The organism is Janthinobacterium sp. BCJ23, from assembly GCF_059617945.1.
Window position 1 is genome coordinate 103,895 of sequence record NZ_JCAQAW010000006.1, and the last position, 25,621, is coordinate 129,515.

General features: G+C 66.4%; 13 protein-coding genes. 8 read left to right on the forward strand and 5 right to left on the reverse strand.

Features of this window, described 5'->3' with window-relative positions; translation table 11 throughout:
* Window positions 1–10: 10 nt before the first annotated feature.
* The 3 genes from AC54AG_RS19325 to AC54AG_RS19335 all read left to right on the forward strand — a co-directional run bounded on the left by AC54AG_RS19325 (window position 11) and on the right by AC54AG_RS19335 (window position 5,434).
* Complete coding sequence (locus AC54AG_RS19325) at window positions 11–2,596, forward strand: fimbria/pilus outer membrane usher protein (protein WP_496631323.1); 2,586 nt, start codon at window positions 11–13, stop codon at window positions 2,594–2,596.
* A gap of 385 nt (window positions 2,597–2,981) precedes the next feature.
* Entirely contained in the window at window positions 2,982–4,130 is a 1,149-nt protein-coding gene (locus AC54AG_RS19330; RefSeq protein ID WP_496631324.1) for a fimbrial protein, read from the forward strand.
* A 152-nt stretch (window positions 4,131–4,282) separates the two neighbouring features.
* Complete coding sequence (locus tag AC54AG_RS19335; RefSeq protein ID WP_496631325.1) at window positions 4,283–5,434, forward strand: fimbrial protein; 1,152 nt, start codon at window positions 4,283–4,285, stop codon at window positions 5,432–5,434.
* An 83-nt stretch (window positions 5,435–5,517) separates the two neighbouring features.
* On the opposite strand, the gene AC54AG_RS19340 is transcribed toward AC54AG_RS19335, so the two are convergent.
* The 5 genes from AC54AG_RS19340 to AC54AG_RS19360 form a co-directional block, all read right to left on the reverse strand.
* Window positions 5,518–5,805 (reverse strand): helix-turn-helix domain-containing protein, encoded by a 288-nt coding sequence (locus AC54AG_RS19340; protein WP_496631437.1) that lies wholly within the window; start codon window positions 5,803–5,805, stop codon window positions 5,518–5,520.
* Window positions 5,802–6,731 (reverse strand): EAL domain-containing protein, encoded by a 930-nt coding sequence (locus AC54AG_RS19345; RefSeq protein WP_496631326.1) that lies wholly within the window; start codon window positions 6,729–6,731, stop codon window positions 5,802–5,804. The genes AC54AG_RS19340 and AC54AG_RS19345 overlap by 4 nt, the downstream gene beginning before the upstream one ends.
* An 87-nt stretch (window positions 6,732–6,818) precedes the next feature.
* Window positions 6,819–7,862, reverse strand: coding sequence for a serine hydrolase domain-containing protein (locus AC54AG_RS19350; RefSeq protein ID WP_496631327.1), 1,044 nt, complete (start codon window positions 7,860–7,862; stop codon window positions 6,819–6,821).
* A complete protein-coding gene (locus tag AC54AG_RS19355; RefSeq protein ID WP_496631328.1) occupies window positions 7,853–8,659 on the reverse strand; it encodes an alpha/beta fold hydrolase in 807 nt (268 codons plus the stop codon). The genes AC54AG_RS19350 and AC54AG_RS19355 overlap by 10 nt, the downstream gene beginning before the upstream one ends.
* Window positions 8,656–9,672: a M14 family zinc carboxypeptidase gene (locus AC54AG_RS19360; protein WP_496631329.1), complete on the reverse strand. Its 1,017-nt coding sequence runs from the start codon at window positions 9,670–9,672 to the stop codon at window positions 8,656–8,658. Before AC54AG_RS19360 ends, AC54AG_RS19355 begins: the two co-directional genes overlap by 4 nt.
* A gap of 208 nt (window positions 9,673–9,880) precedes the next feature.
* Between AC54AG_RS19360 and AC54AG_RS19365 the strand changes: the two genes are divergently transcribed.
* The 5 genes from AC54AG_RS19365 (at window position 9,881) to AC54AG_RS19385 (ending at window position 25,590) form a co-directional block, all read left to right on the forward strand.
* Window positions 9,881–10,615 (forward strand): hypothetical protein, encoded by a 735-nt coding sequence (locus AC54AG_RS19365; RefSeq protein ID WP_496631330.1) that lies wholly within the window; start codon window positions 9,881–9,883, stop codon window positions 10,613–10,615.
* Window positions 10,612–11,187, forward strand: coding sequence for an RNA polymerase sigma factor (locus AC54AG_RS19370; RefSeq protein ID WP_496631331.1), 576 nt, complete (start codon window positions 10,612–10,614; stop codon window positions 11,185–11,187). The genes AC54AG_RS19365 and AC54AG_RS19370 overlap by 4 nt, the downstream gene beginning before the upstream one ends.
* Window positions 11,188–11,195: 8 nt before the next feature.
* Complete coding sequence (locus tag AC54AG_RS19375; protein ID WP_496631332.1) at window positions 11,196–12,167, forward strand: FecR family protein; 972 nt, start codon at window positions 11,196–11,198, stop codon at window positions 12,165–12,167.
* 143 nt (window positions 12,168–12,310) lie between these two features.
* Window positions 12,311–24,886, forward strand: coding sequence for a filamentous hemagglutinin family protein (locus tag AC54AG_RS19380; RefSeq protein ID WP_496631333.1), 12,576 nt, complete (start codon window positions 12,311–12,313; stop codon window positions 24,884–24,886).
* On the forward strand, window positions 24,883–25,590 hold the full coding sequence (locus AC54AG_RS19385; RefSeq protein WP_496631334.1) for an RNA polymerase sigma factor: 708 nt from the start codon (window positions 24,883–24,885) through the stop codon (window positions 25,588–25,590). The genes AC54AG_RS19380 and AC54AG_RS19385 overlap by 4 nt, the downstream gene beginning before the upstream one ends.
* Window positions 25,591–25,621: the final 31 nt, after the last annotated feature.

Below are 25,621 nucleotides of genomic sequence, written 5' to 3' on the forward strand. Positions count from 1 at the left end.
ATGCCATATCATGCATAGCCGCTTCCAGATCCGCCATCATCGGCCGCCGCGTCATCGCCTGGCCGCCTCCATCGCGCAGGCGATGCTCAAGGCGGTCGCGCTGGGCTCCTGTGTCCTGGCCTTGCCGGCCACGCACGCCGGAGAGGTCGAGTTCAATGGCGCGTTCCTGCCGGAAGGCTCGCGCAGCCTGGATCTGGCCGCGTATCAGAAGGGTAACCCCGTCTTGCCAGGCACTTACCGTGCCGACATCGCCCTCAATGGCCAGTTGAAAAACCGCCAGGATATCCAGATTCATGCCAATGACGATGGCAGCTATCCCGTGGTGTGTGTGTCGCGCAAGCTGCTGGAACTGCTTGGCGTCGACATGGCGCGTCTGTCGCCGGAAGCGATAGTCTTGCTGGAAGCGGGCAACTGTGCCGAATTGGGCAAACTGATCGAGAATGCAACGGCCAAGTTCGTGCCGGAGAGCCAGCAAGTCGACATCAGCATTCCACAGATTTCGCTGCGGCGCGATGCGCGCGGCTATGTCAGCCCGGAACTGTGGGACCGCGGCGTCACGTCCGGCACGCTGGGCTACAGTTTCAACAGCAATCACAGCAAGAGTGGCGACACCACCTTCAATTCAGCCTACCTGGGCCTCGATGGCGGCGTCAATCTCGGCGCCTGGCGCCTGCGCCACAAGGGAGCGCTGAGTTGGCAGCAAGCCGGCGGCAGCCATTATCAGGTGCTCGATACCTATCTCCGGCGCGACATTACCTCGCTGAAAAGCCAGCTGACCCTGGGCGACGCAAATACCAGCGGCGAGATTTTCGACACCCAGTCCTTCCGCGGCGTGCAACTAGCCAGCGATGACCGCATGCTGCCGAACTCGCTGCGCGGCTACGCGCCAGTGGTGCGCGGCATCGCCCGCACCAGCGCCCGCGTGACAATACGCCAGGCAGGCAATATTTTGCTGGAAACGACGGTGGCGCCGGGTGCCTTCGTCATCGACGACCTGTACGCCACCGGCTACGGCGGCGACCTGAACGTGACCGTGTCCGAAGCGGACGGCAGCGAACAGCGCTTTGTGGTGCCGTATGCCGCCGTGACGCAGCTGCTGCGTCCGGGAACGCTGCGTTTCGGCGCCACGGCCGGCGTGACGCGCAATAATTACCTGAGCCAGCAGGCAGGTTTCATGCAAGGCACCGTGCAATATGGCTTGAACAACAGCCTGACGGGCTACGGCGGCGTGCAAGCCAGCGCCGATTATTTTTCGCTGCTGGGCGGCATGGCGTTTGCCACGCCGATCGGCGCCATGTCCGTCGATCTGAGCCATGCGCAGACTGCCCTGGACGCCGAGAAGGCCCGGGGCCAGAGTATGCGCGTGTCGTACAGCAAGAATATCCTGAGTACCGGCAGCAATTTTTCGATGGCGGCCTACCGCTTTTCCACCAGCGGCTACCTGGATTTCGCCAACGCCATGCAGGCGCTTGACGCCGAGCGGCAGGGCTATGCCACCAGCATGCTGGACCGGCCCCGCAACCGGCTGTCGCTGACGGCCGACCAGAGCCTCGGCGAGTGGGGCAACCTCAGCATCAGCGGTTATACGCAAAACTATTGGAACCGGACTGGGCAAGATTTGCAATACCAGTTCAGCTATAACAAGCGGGTGGGGAGAATCAGCTACGGCATCAGCGCCAATCGCGGCCGGATGTCGTCCGGCGGCATGGAAAACCGCCTGCTGCTGTCTCTGAACTTGCCGCTGGGTAGCAGCGCCAGCGCGGACGTGCCGCAAATGTCGGCCCAACTGTCGCGCAACGCCGATGGCCGCTACAGCCAGCTAGCCACCGTCAGCGGCACGGCCGGCGAAGAACGCCAGTTCGGCTATGGTGCGTCGCTCAGCCGTGATGGCGCCAGCGGCACCAGCAGCGGCACCTTGAATGGCCAGTACACGGGAGCGCGGGCATTTATGGGCGCCTCCATCGGGCGCGGACAGGACTATACCAGCGCGTCGTTCAATATGAGCGGCAGTGTGGTGGCCCATCCGGGTGGCGTGACCCTGTCGCCGCACCGTGGCGAAACCATGGCCGTGGTGCATGCGCCCGGCGCCGCTGGCGCCAGGGTGGCCGGTTATCCCGGTCTCAGGCTCGATGCCAGCGGCAATGCGGTCGTGCCGTACTTGCGTCCGTATGAACTGAACGAAGTGGCGATCGATCCCGCAGGTTCGTCGATGGACGTGGAGCTGCGCGAAACGAGCCAGCAGGTGGCGCCGCGTGACGGCGCCATCGTCTTCCTCAAGTATGGCACCAGCACGGGCCGCGCGATCCTGTTCCAGGTGCGCCTGGCCGGCGGCGGCGTGCTGCCGTTTGGCGCCACGGTCAAGGATGAGCAAGGGCAGTCCGTGGGCATGGTCGGCCAGGATGGCCAACTGTACGTGCGCTTGCAGGAAAACATCCGGCAGCTATCGATTGCATGGGGCGGCAAGGCGCATGAGCGCTGCTTGCTGCCGGTGCCCGTCTCGTTGATGCAGGGCGAGGGCGGCAATCTGCGGCAAGCGGAGGCAGTATGCGTGCCGGACAAGACGATGGCGATGGCACGCACCTATCAGGCCGACTAAGGGACAGCGCATGGAACGTCGCGAGGTGGCGTTCATGCCGGTGGCAGGCGGCAAGTGCCCATCTGTACGCCTACGGAATACAGCTGTCCAGGGAGTAACTGCTGCAGTCTTGCCAGGCCGTGCCGCCATCGATTTCCGGTGTCCACTGGACTTATGGCAATGCCGCGCGGCGCCTCGACCTGCGGGTGCCGCATGATCATCAAGTGGTGCGCGCATCTGATCAGGGTGTGTAACAGGCCGACGCGGCCGTCAAGCCGGGCGCCGCAGGCAAACGTCGCTGATGGGCCGTATGGCTGCATCAGGCTTGCCTTGGGCGCCAGACTATGCATTAGCGCTCATGCGCAATATATCTGGTGCGCGATGCGTGCCATGACAAAGGAAAAAAATGAAAATCGGTAAAATAATTCGTGTCTCCATGACGGGCCTGGTGTTGTACGCCGCTGCGCAATCGGCACAGGCGCAGCTTAGCTGCAATTATGTCAATGGCACGGCGGCCTTTTTCGGCACCATGGCACTGCAGATCAGCACTCTGAGCATACCCCGCGATGCACCGATCGGCAGCGTGCTCTATTCGCAGGCCTTGCGCCAGGATGGCCCGGGCGTCGTAATTGGATGCAACGTGCCCTCTCTACAGGGGTTCAATTCTTACGAGGTCAGCGGAATGGGAGCGATAACAAGCAATAACGTGGGAGCATTTGCTGGAAAAACTTATGCAACGAGTATCCCTGGCATCGGTGTTGGTTGGTGGAGCGGAGAGACAGGTGTGAGGGCAGTTGGCGTAGATCCGGTAACTAGCAGTACCTCTAATGTTTGCGGGGGGGATGGCGCATCCAATGGCAACTGCGTCACAGTTCGACGTGCTTTTGTGGAGTCGTATATGCTCTTCGCATTGATCAAGATTGGGCCAGTGGGAACGGGCACTATCGATGCCAGCACCCTGGGCCGGATGAACTTGGTTCTGAAGCTCGGTTCCAATTCCACCCCGATGAAAATCGCTTCGCTCGGTTTGACCGGTAGTATTCGTGTCGTCGACATCACCTGTTCTACGCCTGACCTCAACGTGTCTTTAGGTAAACATCATGTGAGAACCTTGACAAGAAAAGATGCGGTTTCGCCGACAGTGCCGTTTACAATTGCCTTGACGGGTTGTTCCGGGTTTCCCGGTTATTATGGTAGCTACTCTCAAACTGCTTTGCCTACATCGTCGCAAAACGCCGTGGTTTCCGCCGGGGTGTTGACGAAAAATACCGTCAGCATCCGGGTTGATCCAGCGGGCGGGGTTATCGACGCCGCCAATGGCGTGCTTGGCTTGACGGCTGGTACCGTGTCGGCGACGGGAGTGGGGGTGCAATTGCTCGACAGCGCAGGCGCACCTTTGCCCCTATCGCAAAATGTCAAGTTGAACATCCCGCTAGATGCCGGTACCCGCTCGCTCGAGATCCCCCTGGGGGTGCGCTACCTGCAAACGACGGCGGGCAAGGTGACGGCGGGGCCGGCAAAGGCGGTGGCCATCTATACACTGACTTATCAATAGCACAGCGAGGTCAAATGTAAAATGGCGCGCCGTTTTTACGTGGGGAGCGGTCATGCCGTCCGTCAGCGATCCGTGCCGGCGATCCGTGAGTGCCCTGAGTTCGCCGATGGACAGGCCGGATGCGCGATGCGTACCATGACAAAGGAAAAAAAATGAAAATCGGTAAAATAATTCGTGTCTCCATGACGGGCCTGGTGTTGTACGCCGCCGCGCAATCGGCACAGGCGCAGCTTAGCTGCAATTATGTCAATGGCACGGCGGCCTTTTTCGGCACCATGGCACTGCAGATCAACACTCTGAATATACCCCGCGATGCACCGATCGGCAGCGCGCTCTATACGCAGGCATTTCGCCAGGATGGCACGGGCGTCGTAATTGAATGCAACGCGTCCTCTCTAGCGGGGTTCAATTCTTACGATGTCAGCGGACTGGGAGCGATAACAAGCAATAGCGTGGGAGTATATGCTGGAAAAACTTATGCAACGAACATCCCTGGCATCGGTATCGGTTGGTGGAGCGGAGAGGTGGGTGTGGAGGCAGTTGGCGTAGATCCGGTAGGTGGCAATATCACTAATTTTTGCGGGACTGGCTTAGGCGCGCCCAATGGCAGCTGCCGTACATCCCGAAGAGCTTTTATAGGCACGCGTATGCTCGTCTCATTGATCAAGATTGGGCCAGTGGGAACGGGCACTATCGATGCCAGCACCCTGGGCCGGATGAACTTGGTTCTGAAGCTCGGTCCCAGCTCCATCCCGATGAAAATCGCTTCGCTCGGTTTGACCGGCAGTATCCGTGTCGTCGACATTACCTGTTCTACGCCTGACCTCAACGTGTCTTTAGGTAAACATCATGTGAGAACCTTGACAAGAAAAGATGCGGTTTCGCCGACAGTGCCGTTTACAATTGCCTTGACGGGTTGTTCCGGGTTTCCCGGTTATTATGGTAGCTACTCTCAAACTGTTTTGCCTACATCGTCGCAAAACGCCGCGGTTTCCGCCGGGGTGTTGACGAAAAATACCGTCAGCATCCGGGTTGATCCAGCGGGCGGGGTTATCGACGCCGCCAATGGCGTGCTTGGCTTGACGGCTGGTACCGTGTCGGCGACGGGAGTGGGGGTGCAATTGCTCGACAGCGCAGGCGCACCTTTGCCCCTATCGCAAAATGTCAAGTTGAACATCCCGCTAGATGCCGGTACCCGCTCGCTCGAGATCCCCCTGGGGGTGCGCTACCTGCAAACGACGGCGGGCAAGGTGACGGCGGGGCCGGCAAAGGCGGTGGCCATCTATACACTGACTTATCAATAGCACAGCGAGGTCAAATGTAAAATGGCGCGCCAGTGATGGCGCGCCGTTTTTGCGTGGGGAGCGGTCATGCCGCCCGTCAGCGATCACGGGCGGGAACCCGTGAGTGCCCGCAGTACGCCAATGGACAGGCCCGATGCTTCGTGCATGCGTATCAGCATGTCGGTATTGAGCGCGGCGCAGCCTCTTCTCAGCTTGCTGATCGCGAAGGGCGGCACGCCCAGTTCGCGTGCCAGGCAGGCGTCATTGCGCAGCCCCATGTAGGCGAGCAGGCGTTCGACCAATGCCGCGCCATCATGCGTGTAGACGGCTTCCTCGGCACCCATAGCATCGGTGGTCAAGACATGCGGTAATAATTCGGTCATATCAGTCATTGGTACGTTGCCTTCATTGCCATTGCAGGCAGTCTTGCACGTTGATGTTGGATAAAGTCCTCGCGCTCCATCGGATGTGCCAGCGCATAGCCCTGGCCGATATGGCAGCCGATGCCCAGCAAGGCTGCCAGCTGCGATTCATTCTCAATGCCTTCAGCCACCAGTTTGAGGTTGAGTCTTTGTGCCAGTGAAATGAGGGTGGCGACGATGGCGTGCGAATGGGTATTGGTTTCCATGTCGCGAATAAAGGCGCCGTCGATCTTGACTTCATCGAAAGGCATCTTGGACAGGACGTTGAAGGTGGCCGAACCAGCGCCGAAATCGTCGAGCGACAGGGGAAATCCCTTCGCCTTCAGCGTGTTGAGGCATGCGGAGAGGCGTAGCTCATCGAGTACCGGCAACTCCTCGGTGACTTCGACTTTCAGCAACCGGGGCGGCAGGCAGGCATCCCACATTTGGGTGGCGAGTAGCTCGGCCACGCCCGGCTCGCACACGGTATCGATCGAGGCGTTGACTGCCAGCGGCACTTCCGTGCCTTTTTTGCGCAGGTAATGCAGCACGTCGATCACTTCCCGCACAACCAGTCGGAACAGCGGCAGATGCAGGCCGAGCCGGTTAATCATGGGAATGAGTACCGCCGGCGGTACGTTGCCATGACGTGGATGGTGCCAGCGTAGCAGTGCTTCCGCGCTGACAATGCGCCGACTGTGCAAGTCATACTGGGGCTGGTAGACGACGCGCAGCCCCTCACCCGAATGTATGGCATGGATGACGTCCGCGTCGCTGGGCTGGGCAGCTGGACTGAGCTTGAGCGCTTGCGCGGATTTTTTGCGTTCCTGCGGCCCGTTGCTGGGCATGGCGAAGGGGAGCGCCGGCAGGCGCTGCCTCATCGTGATGGATGGAAGGGCATAGACGGCAGCGCTCATGGCGATTTTCCCGACAGTTTAAGATGGGGGAAGTATAGGAACTTCGGCATCCGCGGAAAATCGGACTGTTCTGAAAAGCGGCCGGATTCAGAGACCGAATGCGCAACGTATGAATTCGCGCCGCAGTTCGTTGATCCTGGCGGAGTCGCGCGTGTAATACAGCTTGTTTGTCAGCAGCACCGCATAGCGGCCGCGCCGAGGGCTGAGCCACATCGCCGTGCCGGTGAAGCCCAGATGGCACCAGACGTCGTCATCTGGCCCCGTGCCTGCCGCCGGGTGCCAGAACAGGCCGCGCGACGGCTGCAGCGCGCCCGTCCGCACCGTCAGCGATTCCTTCAGCCAATCGGCGTCAAACACGCCGCTGTGCTGGCGCGGCGCCAACATCGCCTGCAGGAAGCGCTGCAGGTCGGGCACGTTGGAAAACAGGCCGGAGATGCCGCACACGCCGCCCAGCAGCCGGGCCGAAAAATCATGCACCACGCCGGCAAGGTGGGCGCCCGCCTGCTCGCAATACTCGGTCGGCGCGACCAGCTGGCCGTGCCGTGGCGCCACCGGACCGTAGCCCGTGGCGGTCATGCCCAGCGGCTGCAGCACGTGCTCGGCAAGGGCCACGTCGAGCGGCAGGCCCAGCAGCCGCTCGATGACCAGGCCGAGGATCAGGGCCGCGCGGTCCGTGTATTCGACAGCTTGACCTGGTATGCCTTCCAGCGGCTCGCGCAGCACGCCGCGCACGATATCGTCGTACACGTCGCCATAGCTGGCGCGCAGGCGGGCGCGCAGCGGCAGGCCGGCCGTGTGCGTGAGCAGCTGGAAAATCGTGATCGGTGCCAGTGCATGGCCGGCCGTGCCGGGCAAGACGTCGGCCAGCCGGCTGTCCAGAGCGAGGCGCTTCTGCTTCACCAGTTGGCCGACCAGCGACCAGACGCTGATGATCTTGGTCAGCGAGGCGATGTCGAACAGGGTGTCGACCTGCATCGCGGCACTGGAAGGATCGGGCGTGAGCCGCCCGGCCGCGCCCATTGCGTGGTGGTCGATGGTGCCCACGGCCCAGGCCGCGCCTGGGAAAATCTGTTCGCGGACGCCGGCTTCCACCAGCGCTGTCAGTTGGTCTGTGGGGTTTGCTATTGGCATGATGATTGTGCCGTGTTTATCTTGTGATCGTCTGTCGCTGCCACGCCCAGCCACCTCGCCACCGATTGCGCCACCCACTGTCCCTCGTCGAGCGGCAAGTCGTGGCCCGCGTCGCCGTGGATCAGGCAATCGGCCTGCCAGGCGCGGGCCAGGCGCTGCGAGCAGCGGTGGTCGACCAGTCGGTCCAGCGCGCCGGCCATCACCAGCACGGGCATGGGCGGGCGGATTGCCGGGGCGCGGTAGCGGGCGGCCGACAGCAACTGGCGCAGCGCGTTGCGGCGGCTGACCGGGTATTCCTGCTGATATGTACACCAGTCGGCCAGCAGCGCGGGGTTGCCATGGGCATGCCTGCGGCTGGTCAGGCGCAGGATCAGGCTTTCCTGGCTGCGCCCGTCGCCCAGCAGCAGCTGGCGCAGCAGGGCGCCATAGTTCTGCCAGCGCAGGCGTTGATGAAAGGGACTGAACGGCCGCATGCTGGTGTTGATCAGCACGCAGCGGGCGATTTCTTGCGGATAGCGGTGACCCCATTCGACGGCCACCATGCCACCCAGCGACAGGGCCAGCAAGTGGTAGGGCGCGGGGATGCCGCGCGCCAGCAGCTCCTGGCGGCAGTCTTCCACCATGGCGGCCACGCGGGTGGCGCTGTCCTGTGCGTGGCGCGTGCCATTGCCGGGCAAGTCGGGCGTGACGATATGGGCGCCGGGCAGGGCACGCGCCAGGGTAGCGGGGAAGCTGCCCCAGTGGCGCTGTTCGCGCATCAGGCCGCGCAGCAGGACCCAGGTGGGCGATCCGCTCATGATTCGTACCATTGCGCCAGGGCGCGCCGGCGCTGGGCCTTGCGCAGCAAGCCTTCGGGCATCCAGCGGCCGTGGCTGCTGGCGGCGCGCATGAGGAAATCGAACCACACCAGATGCCGGCGCAGCACGCGCTGCAGGCGGTGCGCGGCCGTGGGGTTGAAGATGCTGACCCGGTTGAACAGCTGGCGCGGGTTTTTCTTGACCCAGCGCCACGAGCCCATTTCCAGGGTCAGCGGCAGGAACACGCGCCCGCTGTAGCTGGTGCCGTTCAGGTACAGATAGTCCCACAGGTCGCCATGCGTGCGGTATTGCCGGCTTTGCGGCTCGAACACATAGTTGTGGTTGGGGTAGCTCTGGCTGAACAGTTCTTCCAGCGCGCCGATCTCGGCCAGGTGGGCTATCGGTACCTTGGTATGCGCGTGAGGAAACCAGATGCGGTCGCGCAAGCCGAAACCGGAATGGCAATCGAGGGCGATGCTGAACTGGCGCGACAGCAGTTCGCGCTCGACAAGGTTGCACACGGCCTGGCTTTCCAGCTCCATCGGGCCATCCGCCGCACCGCGGTACCAGGGCAGGCGGGCGCTGTAGCGCTGTCCACCGAGCATGAACGGCACTTTTTCGCGCGCGCTCAAGGGCGCGTTGCGCATCAGGTCCACGCCGTGAGGATTGCTGCGCGTGGCTTGCCACATGCCGCCTGGATTGACCAGCGGCATGAACACGAGGCGCATGGTTTCCAGCTGCTGGTGCAGGGTGGCGTCCCAGCGCAGGCGCGCGATCAGGCTTTCCAGGAACGACAGCAGCACTTGCGTGCCGATGCGTTCGAGGCCGTGGATGCCGCCGAAAAAGCCCAGCACGGGCACGTCGGGGCTGGGATTGCCCATGGCGATCGAGTACACGGGAAATTCGCGCCCATCCATGGCGATGCTGCAGGGCGCGGCCACTTCCAGGTGGCTGCCGCCCTCGTCGATGAGGCGCTTCAGCATGACCAGCTCGGGCAGATTCTTTTCGATCATCAGGCGTCTGAAAGGGAAAGTAGCAGCCAGTGTAGCCGAAATCACAGCCGCGCCCGACGTCCCGCATGGCGAAATTTGCGCACGCCGCTGATGTCACGAAGCCGTCATTTTTTGTGTGTAGGCTATTGCAGTTGATGCAAGAATTGTTACTTGGCAATGCCTTGTTGCCACGCAGTTTCCCCTCACACGATAGCGACTCGATAGCGATATGACAGGCAGCCCGGCATCCGTCCATGTGCTAGCGCTGGCGGGATACCTGGTTTTGCTGGGTTTTCTGGCCGCGGTGGGACCGGTGCGGGCGCAGCCGGCCGATGGCGCCGTGTTGCAGTTCGATATCGCCGCGCAAAACCTGGGCGACGCGCTCGATATGTACAGCCGCCGCACGGGCGTCGCCGTGCTGATGGACCAGCGCTACGCGCAGCGCCAGTCGGCCGCCGTGCGCGGCCCGTATGCGGCGGGTGCGGCCCTGCAAGCCTTGCTGGAAGGCACGGGCCTGCTATCGCGCCTGTCCGACGCGCAAGCCGTCATCGTGTATGCCCCGGCCGGCGCTTCAGCAACGGCAGCGGACTTGCCGCAGGCCGCCGTCGTGGCCGCCGCCGACATCCCGGGCGCCACGCAGGGCGGCGGCGACCATGCGGCCTATGTCAGCCGCTTGCAGCATGTGCTGTTGGGACTGCTGTGCCGCGCGGCGCAGACGCGTCCCGGCGGCTACCGTCTCGCGCTGCAACTGTATCTGAACCGTGCCGGCGTGGTGGACCGCGTGCACCTGCTCGACAGCACGGGCTTGCGCGCGCGCGACACGGCCATTGCGCGCGTCGTGCTGGGCATGCGCGTGGGCGCCGCGCCGCTGCCCTCGATGCCGCAGCCCGTTTCCATCCTGCTGCTGCCGCAAGGGCCGGGCAGCGAAGTCGATTGCGCCCCCAAGACCATGGCCGCGCCATGAGCATGCCTGACCTGCGCACCAAGCTCAAACGCCACCTCAGTTCGCGCTACGCCGTGCTGCGCTGGCGCCTTGAGCGCGTCGTCGGCTGCAAGCACCATGCGGCCGATGCGCTGCAGGAAACCTGGCTGCGCCTCGAAGCGATGGTGGCGCCGGGGCCGGCCGCCGCTCCCGTCCACAATCCCGACGCCTATCTGCTGCGCATGGCGGCCAATATCGCCACCGATGCCTACCGCCGCGACCGCATCATCGTCACCGAGCGCGAACGCGAAGAACTGATGCACATGGCCGACGAACCGGGCGACGACATCAGCGACCCGGCCCGCATCGTCTCGGCGCGGCTCGACGTGCAGGCGCTCGACGCGGCCCTGGCGGCCCTGTCGCCGCGCCGCCGCGCCATCCTGACGGCGGCGCGCATCGACGGCATGCTCAATGCGGACATTGCCGAACGCTTCGGCATTTCTGTGGCGATGGTGAAGAAAGAATTGCAGGCCGCCCTGCAACACTGTAAAACGTGCATGGCCGACGCCGATGCGGCCCAGCGCAGCGATGTGTCGGGCCGGCGTAAATATTGATGAATCCCATGACTGCTCCCGACCGCGATCCACGCGCCCCTTTAGTTCATGCCGACACGGCCATTGGCCGGGAAGCCGCTGCCTGGTGGGCGCGGCTGCGTGCCGACGATTTTACGCAAGCCGACGCCGACGCCTTGCGCGCCTGGTGCGCGCTTAGCCCCGATCATGCGCGCGCCTGGCGCGAGCTCAAGCAAGTGTGGCAGGCGCTCGACTCCGCCTTGACCCGCGCCGCCGCACCGCAACAGGCGGCAGTGCTGGCGTTCCCGGCGCGGCCCGGACGCCGTGCTTTTCTCGGTGGCGCGCTGGCGGCCGGCGTGGCAGTGCTGGCCTTGCGTCCACCGCTGGGCGCCTGGCCGTCGCTGCAGGAGCTGAGCGCCGACTACCGCACGGGCACGGGCGAGCAGCGGAAAGTGGCCCTGTCGCAGCAGATGACGGTGCAGATGAATACACAGACGCGCATCAATGTGCGGGCGCCGGAAGCGATCGAACTGCTGGGCGGCGAAGCGGAAATCGTTGCCAGCGGCGCGCGCCAGCCCGTATCGGTGGTGGCGGGCGCGGGGCGTTTATTGGCGCAGTCGGCCCGCTTCAATGTGCGCCACACGGACGACGCCGTGTGCGTCACCTGCCTGGCGGGTGCCGTGGACGTAGTGTGGCAGCAGCGCCGCCAGACCCTCGACGCGGGGCAGCAACTGGTCTACGACGAGCGGGGCGTGCAGGCGGCCACGGCCGCGCCGGCGGGGGAGGCCAGCGCATGGCGCACGGGCGCGCTGTCGTTTGCCGGCCAGCCGCTGTCCCGCGTGGTCGATGAAATCAACCGCTACCGTCCGGGCAGGGTCGTACTGCGCAATGCCGAGCTGGGCCGGCGCCTCGTGCGCATGCGCTTTTCCATCACCCAGATGGATGGCGCGCTGGCGATGATACGCGACTTGACGGGGGCGCAAATGACGAGCCTGCCAGGCGGCATCGTGCTGCTCAGCTGAAGTGCGGCGCGTGCCAGGGTGCGCCGCAAAAAATATTTTACAAAAGTATTATCCCTTCCGCCGCCCAGCTACGTCATGGAGGCATGGACGCTTGCGCTAACGCCAGGCTCCGTTCCCTTCTCTCTAGCCAGGAAACCATTGCCATGACCAAGCTTTACACTGCCCAGCGCCCAGTCCCCACGTCCACGCTGGGCAGCCGCTTGCGGCTCACGCCGCTCGCTTACGCATTGACCACCATGCTGATGGCGGGCGCCTTCAGCACGCCGGCCCGCGCGCAGCAGGCGTTCAGCGGCGGCTGGTTCGCGGCCAAGGGCGCGGCACAAAATACGGCGGCCACGTCGGGCCGCCTGCCGAATGGCCAGCCGCTGCCGCTGGGCAGCCGCCCAGAGGGCCAGCAACAGCAGGCGAACCAGCAGTTGCAGCGCTCGCTCAACAACCTGAACCTGGCCGCGCGTGCCATCGCCGCGCAGCAAGCGGCCCAGGCGCAGGCGCGCCAGGCAGCTGGTGGCGGTGTCAGCTTGCCGAACGGCCTGGCGCAGGGCGGCTTGCAGGTCGACACCAACAGCCTGACGGCCGGCTGGCTCAACGCCCAGGCGCCCGTGCAGACGGTAGCGGCAGGCAAGACGGCCGTGGTGGTGCAGCAGACGGCGGACAAGGCCATCCTGAACTGGGAAACCTTCAATGTGGGCAAGGACACGACCCTGACTTTCCAGCAGCAGAAGGACTGGGCCGTGCTGAACCGGGTCAATGATCCGCAAGCGCGGCCCAGCCAGATCCAGGGCCAGATCAAGGCCGACGGCACGGTGCTGATTGCTAACCGCAACGGCATTGTGTTTACCGGCACGAGCCAGGTCGACACGCGCAGCCTGGTGGCGGCCGCTGCCCGCATCAGCGATGCGCAATTCCAGAAGAATGGCATCTACAGCCCCGGCACGGCCGGCGCCACGACGTTTACCGATGCGGACGGCAAGGTGCAGGTGCAGGCCGGTGCGCGCATTGCCAGCAACCTGCCGAAGGGCAGCACGGAGGGCGGCGGTTACGTGATGCTGCTGGGCAAAGAGGTGCACAACGGGGGCGAGATCAGCACGCCGAAAGGCCAGGCCCTGCTGGCCGCCGGCGACAGTTTTACCATCAAGAAGGGCGTGGGCACGGATGGCAACCCGCTGTCGACCACGCGCGGCAGCGAAGTCACGCCGCAATTCGCGGCCGCCAGCACTGCGGGCAAGGTCGTCAACACGGGCCTGATCCAGGCGCGCGAAGGCGACATCACTCTTGCCGGGCGCGACGTGCGGCAGGATGGCGTGCTGCTCGCGTCCACCACGGCGGCCACGCGAGGCACCATCCACCTCAACGCCCTGGGCAGCGATGCTGCCGTGACTCTGGGACGCGGCGCCACCACGGCCATCGTCGTCGAGGACGACGGCAAGACGATGGCGCTCGACAGCCAGCGCGATGCCATGCGCGGCCCGGCCGTGACGACGGAGCAGAATATCTCGCTCGTCAACGACCGCCGCGACCAGTCGCGCATCGAGATCGGCAGCGCTGGCACGGTGGAATTCATGGGCGACTCGCTGACCCTGGCTACGGGCGGACAGCTCGCCGTCAACGCCGGCAGCCGCAGCCTCGTGCGCGATGGGGCGCAGCTCGACGTCTCCGGCGCCGTGGGCGTCAAGGTGGCGATGGAGGCGAACAATGTCGAGATCAACGTGCAGGGCAACGAGCAGCGCGATGCGCCCGTCAACCGCGATGGCAAGGCCCTGATCAACAGCAGTATCTGGGTGGATCGCCGCAAGCTCGTGTTCGTACCGAAAGGCACGAACGGCTACGACAGCGACCGCTGGTACACGGCCGGCGGCTTGCTGGAAGTGGCCGGTTATTTGGGCACGCAAGGCCATTCCGTCAGCGAATGGATGGCGCAGGGCGGCACGGTGAGTTTTGGCGGCAAGGACGTCGTCACGCAGCTTGGCTCCAGCATCAATCTGTCCGGCGGCACTTTGGACGTGCAGACGGGCGCCGTGCGCCAGACCTGGCTCAAAGGCGCGGACGGCAAGCTGCACGAGGCGGGCAGCGCGCCCGGCGACTTGCAGTATCTGGGCGTCTACAAGGGCTACGAGGAGGAACACGCGCGCTGGGGCAAGGATGCCAGCGCCTTCTACGCCAATCCCCTGATCGCCGCGCAACTGCGTCTGGAAAACGGCTACACGGCAGGCCGCGACGCGGGCAAGCTGGTGGTCGCCACGGGGTCGGCCGTGCTGGAAGGCGGCATCGCCGGCGACGTTTTCCAGGGCGAGCGCCAGGTACAGGCGCCGCAAGCGTTGCTTGACGGCTACCAGCAGTCGCAGTTCGCGGCCGCGCAGCGGGGACAATTGATCGTTGGCCAGTATCAGCCCATGTTCGACAAGCGCACGGGCGTGCTGCAGCATGCCTTGTCGGCCGTCATGGACGAGGTGCGCCTGACGCGTGTGCAGGATGGCATCGCCGCCGGCCTCGACGTGACAGGCATGCTGGACGCTGAGCGCCAGGGCAAGCTGCTGCTCGACACCACCTTGCTGAACAGCCAGCAGCTGGGCGCCATCCGCATCGCGGCCAAGGGCGCGGTCACCGTCGACAGCGCGCTGCAGGTGGCCGATGGCGGCAACATCACCTTGTTCGGCAATGACGTGGCCATCAACGCCAACCTGCGCAGCCATGGCGGCAGCATCATGGCCGGCAATGTGCTGAACCAGATCGGCGCGCTGGGCATGAGCGACACCGTCGTCATCCCGGGCGGGTCCGCGGGCAAGCTGGTACTGGCTGATGGCGTGAGCCTCGACACCAGCGGTTTGCTCAGCAATGTGCTGCGCGACCCGCTGGCCGCCGCTGGCTTGCCCTACATGAATGGCGGCAATGTCTCGTTGCGGGCGAGCGGCGACGTGCGCATCGGCAATGGCAGCCTGATCAACGTGAGCTCGGGCGCGGCCATTCTGTCGCAGGCGAAACAGCAGGGCGGCAAGGGCGGCAACGTGAGCCTGGCCAGCTATGGGCCGAAGGCCGACATGGTGCTGGGCGAGGGCGCGCAAGTGCGCGGCCATGGCGTGGCGGGCGGCGGCAAGCTGGAATTGCAGGCGAACAAGATAGTGATCGGCCAGGCCGAGACGGAACAGAAAGGCGCCCTGCAACTGGACGGCGACTTCTTCGACCAGGGGTTTTCCAGCTACAGCCTGGTCGGCAAGCAGGGCGTGGCGGTGGCGGAGGGCACGCAGGTCGACGTGCGCATGCCCGTGCTGCGCGTGGTGGACAACGAGAAACTGGCTGTATGGACGCCGGAGCAGTACACGGAAAACGCGCTCAAGGGCACCTTGACGCAGCGCAAGGGCGCCAGCCTGGCCTTGCAGGTGGGCGATATCGAGTCCGATGCGGCCGGCATGGCCAGCGCCGAACTGCTTGTGGGCAAGGGTGCCGTGGTGAGCGTTGATGCGGGCCAGTCGATCAAGCTGTCCAGCGTGGGCCAGCTGACGGTGGACGGCCGCTTGAACGCCTGGGGCGGCAAGATCAGCCTCGGCGGCGTGGGCGTCGGCGTGAGTGTGTCCGAAGCCGTGGAAGCGGCCGGCCATGGCCGTTCCCTGTGGATAGGCGAGAATGCCGTGCTCGACGTCGCCTCGCGCGCCGTCACGGCTGTGGATGCGCAGAGCCGGCGCTACGGCAAGGTGGTCGATGGCGGCAGCATCGTCGTCGGCGGCGAGATCGACAATGCGCAGGGCAGCACGTCGGCGGCCAGCCTGTTTGTTGTCGTGCGCGATGGCGCCGTGCTCGACGCTTCGGGCGCGCATGCCGTGCTCGACGTGAACGGCGCGGCCGTCGACGTCGCCAGCGCGGGCGGCAGCATCGCGCTGGCGTCGAACAACGGCTTGTATCTCGATGGCCAGCTGCTGGCCAGGGCCGGTGGCGCGGGCGCGGCAGGCGGCAGCCTGTCCGTGGCCACGGGTTCGCCCGAATACCTGAAAGTGCTGGCCACGGACAAGGTGCTGCAGGGGCGGCAACTGGCCGTGACGCAGCGCCAGGGCGCCAGCGACCTGGCCGAAAACGTGCGCGCACGGGACGCGGCGGCAACGCTGCAGTACGGCCACGGCCGTTTTTCCGTGGAGCAGGTGGAAGCGGGCGGCTTCGGCAGCCTGGCCCTGCTGGGGGCCGCCTCCTTCGATGGCGACGTGTCGCTGCATCTGCAGCAAAGCTTCCAGCTGTACGGCGCGCCCGTGCTGACACCAGGCAGCAAGCCCGGCGCGAAGGTCGGCATCGCGGCGCCCTATGTGCGCCTGGCCAGCGTCAAGCCGGTCGGACGCGATTTCTATGTCACGCCAGGCACGGCGGGCGAGTCGCCGGTCGCCGGCCAGGTCAGCATGACGGGCGACCTGATCGACGTGCGCGGCCTGGTCAATATCGTTGCCGACGACGTGCGCCTGAGCAGCCGCGGCGACTTGCGCTTCCTGCTGTCCCCGCTGGGCTGGGGTGGCGCGGAGGCGACGACGGTGCTGTCCTCGCCGGGCGACATGACCCTCAGCGCGGCCCAGCTGTACCCGGACACGGGCGCCGGCGCCGCCGTACGCGTCGGCTACGGCCGCACCGATGGAAAGTTCGGCTACGACCCGGCGCGCAGCCTGCGCATCGCTCGCACGACCGATGGCGTGCCGGCCATGCCGTATTCCGCCTTCGGCTCGCTGGAACTGGAGGCTGCGCACATCGAGCAGGGCGGCGTGGTGCGCGCACCGCTGGGCCGCCTGGCGATCGGCGCGGCCCGCTATGACAATGACAAGAGCTTGACTGTCAATCTGCTGGCCAACAGCATCAGCTCCGTCAGCGGCGCCGGCCTGGTCATGCCGTATGGCGGCACGGTCGATGGCCAGAGCTGGAACGTGGACGGCAAGGCGGCTACCTTCATGGGCGTGGGCGGCTTCAATGCGCAGGGCGGCTTGCGCGTCGGCGTGGAAATGGCCGGCGTGGCGGTGAACGTGCAGCCGGGCGCGCTGCTCGACCTGTCCGGCGGCGGCGAACTGGCGGGTGCCGGCTTCATCGCGGGCCGCGGCGGTTCCACCGATGCGCGCACTCACCCGCTGGTGCAGGTGGGGGCGAACGGCGGTTTTGTCTTGCCGGGCCTGGCGACGAATCCCGTGTACGCCATCGTGCCCGGTGTGCAGGCACCGCAAGCGCCTTCGGGCGCCGCCGATGCGGTCGTTGGCCGGCAAGTGACGATAGGCAGCGGCGTGCCGGGCCTGGCGGCCGGCACCTATACCCTGATGCCGTCGACCTACGCCTTGCTGCCGGGCGCCTTCCGCGTGGAACTGAACGGCCTGGCAGGCCAGGGCGGCGCCGGCTCGCTGGCGCAGCAGCTGCGCAACGGTTCCTGGGCCGCGTCCGGCACCCTGTCTATCGCCGGCACGGACATCCGCGCGCCGCTGGCCAGCCAGCTGATCATCACGCCGGCCAAGGTCTTGCGCACGTATTCCCAGTACAACGAAATGGGCTATGCCGCGTTTGCCCTGGCCGATGCGCAAACGCGCGGCATTCCCCGCGCAATGCTGCCGTCCGATGCGAAAACGCTCAAGCTGACCATGGCGCCCGGCGGCGGCCTCGAGACGTTCCAGTTCCAGGGTGCCGGCAAGTTCGCGGCGGCCGAGGGCGGCTATGGCGGCACCGTGGTGCTGATGTCGAACGATAGCTCGACTGGCGAAATTGAAATTCTCGCCGACGGCGCGCCGGCCAGCGGCGGCGCAAAACCGGTCAGCATACGTGCTTCCAGCCTAAACAATATCGGCGCGGCCCGCATCGTGGTGGGCAATGCGCCCACGGTGGAATATGGCCAGGGCGGCAATTACGTGAACTTCGGCGTCCAGTCGGCGCGTGCCATCTACCTGCGCGCCGGCGCCGTCCTGTCGGCGCCCGAAGTGTTCCTCGTCGCCCAGGACCCGAGCAACGCGCAATTGGGCAATGGCGTGATCGATATCGCGGCCGGCGCCGGCATCAACACCCTGGGCCGCGGCAAGGCCGCGTACGACGCCAACGATGGCTTTATCTACAAGAGCCGTCCGGACGTGCACGTGCTGGCCGCGTCGAACGGCTTGCTCAATGTGGCGCCCGTCAGCGGCACGACGCGCGGCGGCATCCGCATCGGCATGTGCGCCGCCGCTTGCGTCGGCACGGCCAGCCTATATTCGGAAGGCACCTTGCTGCTGGCGACCAGCGGCAGCTTCCAGCTGGACGACACGGCCCGCTACGGCACGCGCAACCTGAGCCTGGCCGTGGGCGCCATCAATATCGGTTCGAACGAGGCGCTGGCGGCGGCCCAGGCCGGCGGCACGCGCCCCACCGGACTGACCCTGAACCAGGGCCTGCTGGACCGATTGCTGCGCGGCGACATCAGCACGGGCGCGCCAGCGCTGCAGGCGCTGATGCTGAACGCGGCCGACAGCGTCAATTTCTATGGCGACGTGGTGCTCGATACCTATGACAAGACGAGCGGAAAATCGAACCTGGAGCGCCTGGTGCTGACCACGCCGGCCATGTATGGCCAGGGCGATGCCGGCACGGTGGCTACCATCCGCACGGCCAACCTGATCTGGGGCGGCGCCCTGTCGGCGCCCGGCAATGTGATCGCGCATGGCGCCGGCACGGGCAGCGGCATCCTGAATCTGGAAGCGGAACGCATCGATTTCGGTTTCGGCCCGTTCACGCAGCCGGCCGGCGTCGCCACCTTCGACCGCCTGGCGCTGGGTTTTGGCACCGTTAACCTGAAAGCGTCGGGCCAGGTCACGGCCAACCACAAGGGCAGCCTGTCCGTCTACGAGGCGCAGGGCGCGTATGAAACGGGCAAGGGCTTCCGGTACAGCGGCGGCAACCTGAACATCAGCACGCCGCTGCTGACGGGCGAGGCCGGTTCATCGCATAGCTACACGGCGGGCGGCGCGCTGGCCGTGACGGCGCCGGCCGGCGCGCCAGCCCCTTTCGCCAAAACTAACGCCGCGCTGGGCGCCCAGCTGGCCTTGAACGGCGACAGCGTGACGGTGGCGACAGCCGTGGTGTTGCCGAGCGGCAAGCTCACGGTCAACGCGCAGCACGACATCAGCGTGGCCGATGCTGCGCGCATCGACATGGCGGGCCGCAAGAGCACCTTCTTCGACGTGGACAAATACAGCTGGGGCGGCGACGTGAGCCTGGACAGCCGCGCCGGCGACATCCGCGCAGCTGGCGGCAGCGTGATCGACCTGTCGGCCGAGAACAACCGCGCCGGCAGCCTGAAAGCCGTGGCCCTCGATGGCGCGGCCGGCATGGTGGAGCTGCAAGGCAAGATATTGGGCGGCGCCAGCGGCAGCTACGACGCGGGCGGCACCATGGTGCCATACAAGAAGGGCAGCGTGGACGTGCGCGCGCACACCCTGGGCGCGGGCGGGACCGTGGACGGCCAGTTCGCCGCGCTCAACACGCGCCTGAACGAAGGCGGCGTGACGGGCGCGCGCAGCTTCCAGCTGAAACAGGGCGACCTGACCATCGGCAATGAACTCAAGGCGGGCGAGGTGCAGGTGGCCGTCGACAATGGCCGCCTGACGGTGGCCGGCGTGATCGATGCCAGCGGCGAGCGCGTGGGCAGTATCCGCCTGGCCGGCAAGCATGGCATCACCCTGGCCAACAACGCCGTGCTCGACGCGCATGGCACCGTCCTGCGCGTTGACAGCTATGGCAAGATCATCGACAGCCCGAACCGGGCCATGGTGGAACTGAACGGGGGCGAAGGCGTGCTGGACCTGGCCGGCGGCGCGCAGATCGACGTGCGCCACGGCACGGCGGCCGTGCTTGGGAAGGGCAAGGGCGAAAACGACGGCGTTGCGCGCGGCACGGTGGAATTGAGCGCGCCACGCCTGGGCAGCGGCGGCGCGCGCACGGACGCTGACGCGGCCACCTTTGGCGACATCGCCATTACGGCTGGCGGCGGTCTCACCATCCGCGGCGCGAAATCGATCGCCGTCAACGCCATGCAGCGCTATGACGATGCGGCTTATGCCGTGGACCTGTCGGCCACCGGCCGCCCATATCAGGTGGTCAACCAGGCATACCTCGACAGCAAGCATGCGGACAGCACGGCCTTTATCGATGCGGCGCTGGCCAACACGAACTTGCGCAATGGCAAACTGGCGGGCTTGAACACGGCCGCGTATGCCGAGGCGCTGCACTTGCGTCCCGGCGTCGATATCGTCAGCAAGACGGCGGACGGCGACCTGGTGGTGCAGGGCGACCTGGATTTGTCCGGCATGCGCTACGCCAGCCTCAATCCGCGTTTTCAAGTGACGAATGCGCGCGGCTCGGGCGAGGTGGGCAGCCTGCTGCTGCGCGCTGGCGGCGATTTGAATATCTATGGCAGCATCAATGACGGCTTCGCGCCGCCGCCGTCCACGCAGGACGACAAGGGCTGGTTGTTGCTGCCGGGGCGAGACATCAACGGCAGCGACGTCATCGTGCCGGGCAAGGGCGTGACCCTGGCCGACGGCACCATCTTCCCGGGCGGCGTCACGCTCAATTACGACGTGCCCGTCAAGGCCCTGAGTTTCCGCGCCAACACGCGCCTGCCCGTGGATGTGGTCCTGAACCAGAAGCTCACCGTGCCGGCCGGTACGGTACTGGCCGCTGCCGTGCGCGACAGCGCCGGCAATATCGTCCACGCGGCGGGTACCTTGCTGGCCACGGAACAGACCTTTACTGCCGGCATGCGGCTCGACGCGGGCAACGTGGTCGCGCAAATGGTCAAGGTGCGCGCCATGACCTGGCCGAAAGGCGTCGCCTTGCCGGGCTTGCTGGGCGAGCTCAACGTGGTCACGCTTAGTGGCAAAGTGGTGCTGCCCGTCGGCGCACTGATCCCGAACGGCACCGACGTCAAGCTGCTGCCCGGCGTGGATGCCATCGAACTGCGTCCGGAAGTGGCGGGGCGCCAGGGCGCGCTGTGGGCCATCGCGCCCATGCTGGCCGAAGGTTCGCAATCGTGGGGCATGCGCCTGGCGGCCGGCGCCGACCTGGACGCGGCCGACACGCGCAGCGTGCAGGCGCATCCGGCCCACGGCACCCTGCGCCTGGCCGACAGCCATTACGGCATGTATGGCGTCATGATCCCGCCGAAGGGCGTGCAGCACTGGACGCAGGCGGCGCAGGAGCTGGGCGAGCGCGAGGGCATCGTCGGCATCGTGGCGGGCGAACCGATCACCGAGGAATTCATCAGCCAGTTCGGCCAGACCGTGGCGGAGTTTTGCGCTGGCGACGCCAGCATGTGCGTGCTGAAGCTGGCCTATGTGTGGACCAAGGCCGGCGCCGAAGAATTCGCCGACCCGAGCGTGAAGGCGGGCGACGTGGTCGACCTGGCCGGCCTGGGCTGGCCCACCATGTGCGAGGAAAACCCCACCTGGTGCGGCACCTCCAACCCTACCTTCGACAACAAGGCGTCCACCCTGCGCCACAGCGTGCTGCGCACGGGCACGGGCGACCTGGACCTCGTCAGCGGCGGCGACTTGCGCGTGGACAGCCTGTACGGCGTGTACACGGCCGGCATGTCGTCCATGGCGACCACGGCCGGCGACCCGTACAACCTGGCGCGCGCGCGCAATCTGGACGGCAAGGTGCTGGCCAACCCCGATGGTGCGCATGAACGCCTGGTCGATGGCGGCGCCGACAGCATTTACCGGGCATGGTATCCGGACCAGGGTGGCAATCTGCTGCTGCGGGTGGCGGGCGACCTGAGCGGTTCGCTGGTCGGCGCGTCCGCCGCCACCAACGGGCGCCCCGTCAGCAAGGATGGTCCGGGCGATTCGGTGGCGGTGGGCAACTGGCTGTGGCGCCAGGGCAGCGGTGGCGTGGCCACGGGCGGTCCGGCCCAGCCGACGGCGTGGTGGATCAATTTTGGCAGCTACGTGGGCCGCGATACCCTGGCCGATACCGTGCTGGGCTTTACGGGCTTCGGCACCCTGGGCGGCGGCAATGTGCGCGCCGATGTGGCGGGCGATGCGGGCGTGCTGGCGCCCAAGGTTGCCACCGTGTATGACATCAACATCAATCCGCGCTCGCAGGGCTTGCTGCTGGCCGTGGGCAGCACGGGCCGGGTGCTGGCCGATGGCAGCCTGCAACTGACGGGCGGCGGCGACCTGGACCTGCGCGTGGGCGGCGCCCTCAATCCTGCCAGCCAATCCGGTGGCGGCCACTTGAATGGCGCGCTGGTCGATTTGCGCGGCCACGTGGACGTGGCCGCTGCCCAGCTGGGCAAGGTCGCGCTGCAGTACGGCACGCGCTCGACCGACCACGTGCCGCTGGAAACGCGCGCCTTCGACGCGTTCCACGCCACGCGCGCCACGCCGCAGGGCGGCATGACCCTGGTGCCCGGCGACGCCACTGTCAGCGTGGCAACCCTGGGCGACCAGGTGCTGCAGGACGTGGCCGACCCCGGCCGCGTGCCGATGTTCAACGCCGCGTCGTTCATCAGCGCGTCGGGCGAGCCGGGCGCCGGCTACAGCTGGTTCAGCCTGTGGACGCCGCGCACGGCGCTCGACCTGTTCTCCGCCGGCGGCAACATGACGCCGCTGACGGCGCCGGTCGGCACGGCCACCGACCTGGCCGTCGTCTATCCGTCCATCGTGCGGGCCGCGGCCGCGAACGGCAGCTTGTACTACGGCAAGACCATCTCGGACTGGGGTGGTGCGACCGCGTATGCCGATCCTTTGCTGCTGGCGCCGTCGGGCTACGCCCAGCTGGAGTGGCTGGCCGGCGATTCCATCTATGCGGGCGGCTATGCCGTCAGCCAGTCCGGCGCGGCCGCCGACAGCATGGCCACGCCGTTCAAGCCTGCCTTCGAAGCGTGGAATCTCAGGCCTGGCAGCCTGACGTCGGCGGGCGGCAATGTTTCGGGCTCGGGCGTGCCGTCGTCGCAGTGGAACTTTCCGCTGTTCGCCTTCGGGCCCGATTCCGCCGCCGGTCCGGCCAACAGCGGCACGCAAGTGGCGCGCATCTATGCCGTGAAGGGCGATCTGATCGGCGTCAATAGCGGCCGCATGGTCGCGTTCTACGACGCCAAGCACGCGGGCATCACTTGGTACGAAGGGGCGCAACCGGTCTGGATGAGGGCGGGCCGCGATATCGTCGGCAGCGGCACGGCGCTGCTGGAAGCCATCGACGGCACGGGCGGTGGCGACATGATGTTCCGCAATTACAGCAACCTGTTCGTGCACAACAACGCGTTCGACGTGTCGGTGGTGTCGGCCGGACGCGATATCCTCAGCAGTTCCTTCAACGTGGCCGGCCCCGGCACGCTCGACATCAGCGCCGGGCGCAATATATTGATGCAGGACAAGGGCAGCGTCGTCAGCCTCGGCCCCGTCGTCGCGGGAGACAAGCGCCCGGGCGCCGGCATCGCCATGCAGGCTGGTGTGGGCGCGGCCGGCCTCGATTACCTGCGCTTCGTCAAGCCCTATCTGGACCCGGCGAACGTGGCGAAGACGGGCGTGCCGCTGGCCGACCAGGCCGGCAAGGTGGTGAAAGCGTACGACGGCGAACTGGCGAGCTGGCTCGGCGAGCGCTACGGCTTCAAGGGCACGACCGCCGAAGCGCTGGCCTACTTCCTGGCCTTGCCCGAGCCGCAGCAGCGCGTGTTTGCCCGCAACGTGTATTTCGCGGAACTGAAGGCGGGCGGGCGCGAGTTCAACGATGCGGACAGCGCGCGCATCGGCAGCTTCCTGCGCAGCCGCAACGCCATCGCGGGCCTGGCGCCGGCCACGGCCGCGAATGGCAAGACGATTGCCTATGCGGGCGACATCATCATGTACCGCGGCCTGTACGCCAAGCGCAACGACGGCGAGCAGCGCTGGGATTACTTCCCCCGCAGCGGCTACGTGCATACGAACTTCGGCGGCGACATCCAGATGCTGACGCCGGGCGGCAAGCAGGTGCTGGGCATCGAAGGCGAGGCGCCGCCGTCGACCTCGGGCGTGATCACCAAGGGCGGCGGCAATATCGGCCTGTTCTCGCACGGCAGCATCCTGCTGGGCCAGAGCCGCATCATGACGACGTTCGGCGGCGACATCCTCGGCTGGTCGTCGCAAGGCGACATCAACGCGGGGCGCGGCTCGAAGTCGACCATCGTCTACACGCCGCCCAAGCGCGTGTATGACAGCTGGGGCAACGTGACCCTGTCGTCCGACGTGCCGAGCACGGGCGCCGGCATCGCCACCCTGGCGCCGATCGCGGAAGTGCCGGCCGGCGACGTGGACTTGCTGGCCCCGCTGGGCACCATCGACGCGGGCGAGGCGGGCATCCGCGTGTCGGGCAACGTCAACCTGGCCGCGCTGACGGTGATGAACGCGGCGAACATCCAGGTCAAGGGAGAGTCCAAGGGCATGCCCACGGTGGCGTCCGTCAACGTGGCCGCCATGACGAACGCCAGCGCGGCCGCCACGCAGGCCACGGCCGCCGCCCAGGACGTGGTGCAGCGCGAGCGCGCCGCCACCCGTTCGGCGCAGCCATCGGTGTTCACGGTGCGCGTGCTGGGTTTTGGCAATGACGCGCCGCCGGACAGCGCGCAAGCGGCGCCGCAGGATGGCGCGCGCATCGAGGCGGCCGACTACAACCCGCGCAGCGCCGTGCGCGTGCTGGGCCTGGGCCCGCTGCCGGAATCGGCCACGCGCCAGCTGACGGCGCAAGAGCGCAGCAGGTTGTCGCCATGATGGCCGGCCTGGTGAATATGACGGCTGCCTTGCCCTTGCGCATGACGGGCATGGCTTGGTACCGCCCGGCCATCCGCCCCCGGCAGCAGGCGGCGAACGACGTGGCGCCAGGACAGGGCAGCCAGCTGCAGGCGGTGCTGGAGGGTAATTACGCGGCCCTGCACCGGCGCCTGGCGCGCCACCTGGGCTGCGCCGAACTGGCCAGCGACAGCCTGCACGACGCCTGGCTGCGCCTGGGCGCGCTGGCGGCCGGGGACGCGGACGGAGCTGCGCTGGCGCACAGCCCCGTCGCCTATGTGTTCCGCGTCGCGTGCAATGCGGCCATGGACAGCCTGCGCCGCAACCGCGCCTGGCTGTATGCGGACGACGGTGATGGGGGCGGCGCCGGCCTCGTCGATTTCCTTGCCGATACGGCGGCCGGGCCGGAACGCCTGGCCGAGCTGCAGGCCGACGTGCGCCGGCTGGCGCAGGCCGTCGATTTGCTGCCGCGGCGCCACCGGCAAGTGCTCGAAGCGCTGCGCGTGGACGAGCTGACCCGCCAGGAAGTGGCTGAACGGCACGGCATGTCCTTGCGTAATGTCGATACGGCCTTGCGCCAGGCGCTCGACCATTGCGCCCGCCACACGGGCTACGCGGCGCAGGGCGGCGTCGGCACGACCCGGCGCGGCCTCAGGCTGAACGTTCGTTTGCGTACAGACGCGTAGGAATCGGGCCGTCAGACTGGTGCTTCGGGCC

Bases quoted from the DNA above. Each gene is read 5' to 3' on its own strand.
- AC54AG_RS19325 (WP_496631323.1), top strand. From the start codon at position 11: ATGCATAGCCGCTTCCAGATCCGCCATCATCGGCCGCCGCGTCATCGC.
- AC54AG_RS19330 (WP_496631324.1), top strand. From the start codon at position 2,982: ATGAAAATCGGTAAAATAATTCGTGTCTCCATGACGGGCCTGGTGTTG.
- AC54AG_RS19335 (WP_496631325.1), top strand. From the start codon at position 4,283: ATGAAAATCGGTAAAATAATTCGTGTCTCCATGACGGGCCTGGTGTTG.
- AC54AG_RS19340 (WP_496631437.1), bottom strand. From the start codon at position 5,805: ATGACTGATATGACCGAATTATTACCGCATGTCTTGACCACCGATGCT.
- AC54AG_RS19345 (WP_496631326.1), bottom strand. From the start codon at position 6,731: ATGAGCGCTGCCGTCTATGCCCTTCCATCCATCACGATGAGGCAGCGC.
- AC54AG_RS19350 (WP_496631327.1), bottom strand. From the start codon at position 7,862: ATGCCAATAGCAAACCCCACAGACCAACTGACAGCGCTGGTGGAAGCC.
- AC54AG_RS19355 (WP_496631328.1), bottom strand. From the start codon at position 8,659: ATGAGCGGATCGCCCACCTGGGTCCTGCTGCGCGGCCTGATGCGCGAA.
- AC54AG_RS19360 (WP_496631329.1), bottom strand. From the start codon at position 9,672: ATGATCGAAAAGAATCTGCCCGAGCTGGTCATGCTGAAGCGCCTCATC.
- AC54AG_RS19365 (WP_496631330.1), top strand. From the start codon at position 9,881: ATGACAGGCAGCCCGGCATCCGTCCATGTGCTAGCGCTGGCGGGATAC.
- AC54AG_RS19370 (WP_496631331.1), top strand. From the start codon at position 10,612: ATGAGCATGCCTGACCTGCGCACCAAGCTCAAACGCCACCTCAGTTCG.
- AC54AG_RS19375 (WP_496631332.1), top strand. From the start codon at position 11,196: ATGACTGCTCCCGACCGCGATCCACGCGCCCCTTTAGTTCATGCCGAC.
- AC54AG_RS19380 (WP_496631333.1), top strand. From the start codon at position 12,311: ATGACCAAGCTTTACACTGCCCAGCGCCCAGTCCCCACGTCCACGCTG.
- AC54AG_RS19385 (WP_496631334.1), top strand. From the start codon at position 24,883: ATGATGGCCGGCCTGGTGAATATGACGGCTGCCTTGCCCTTGCGCATG.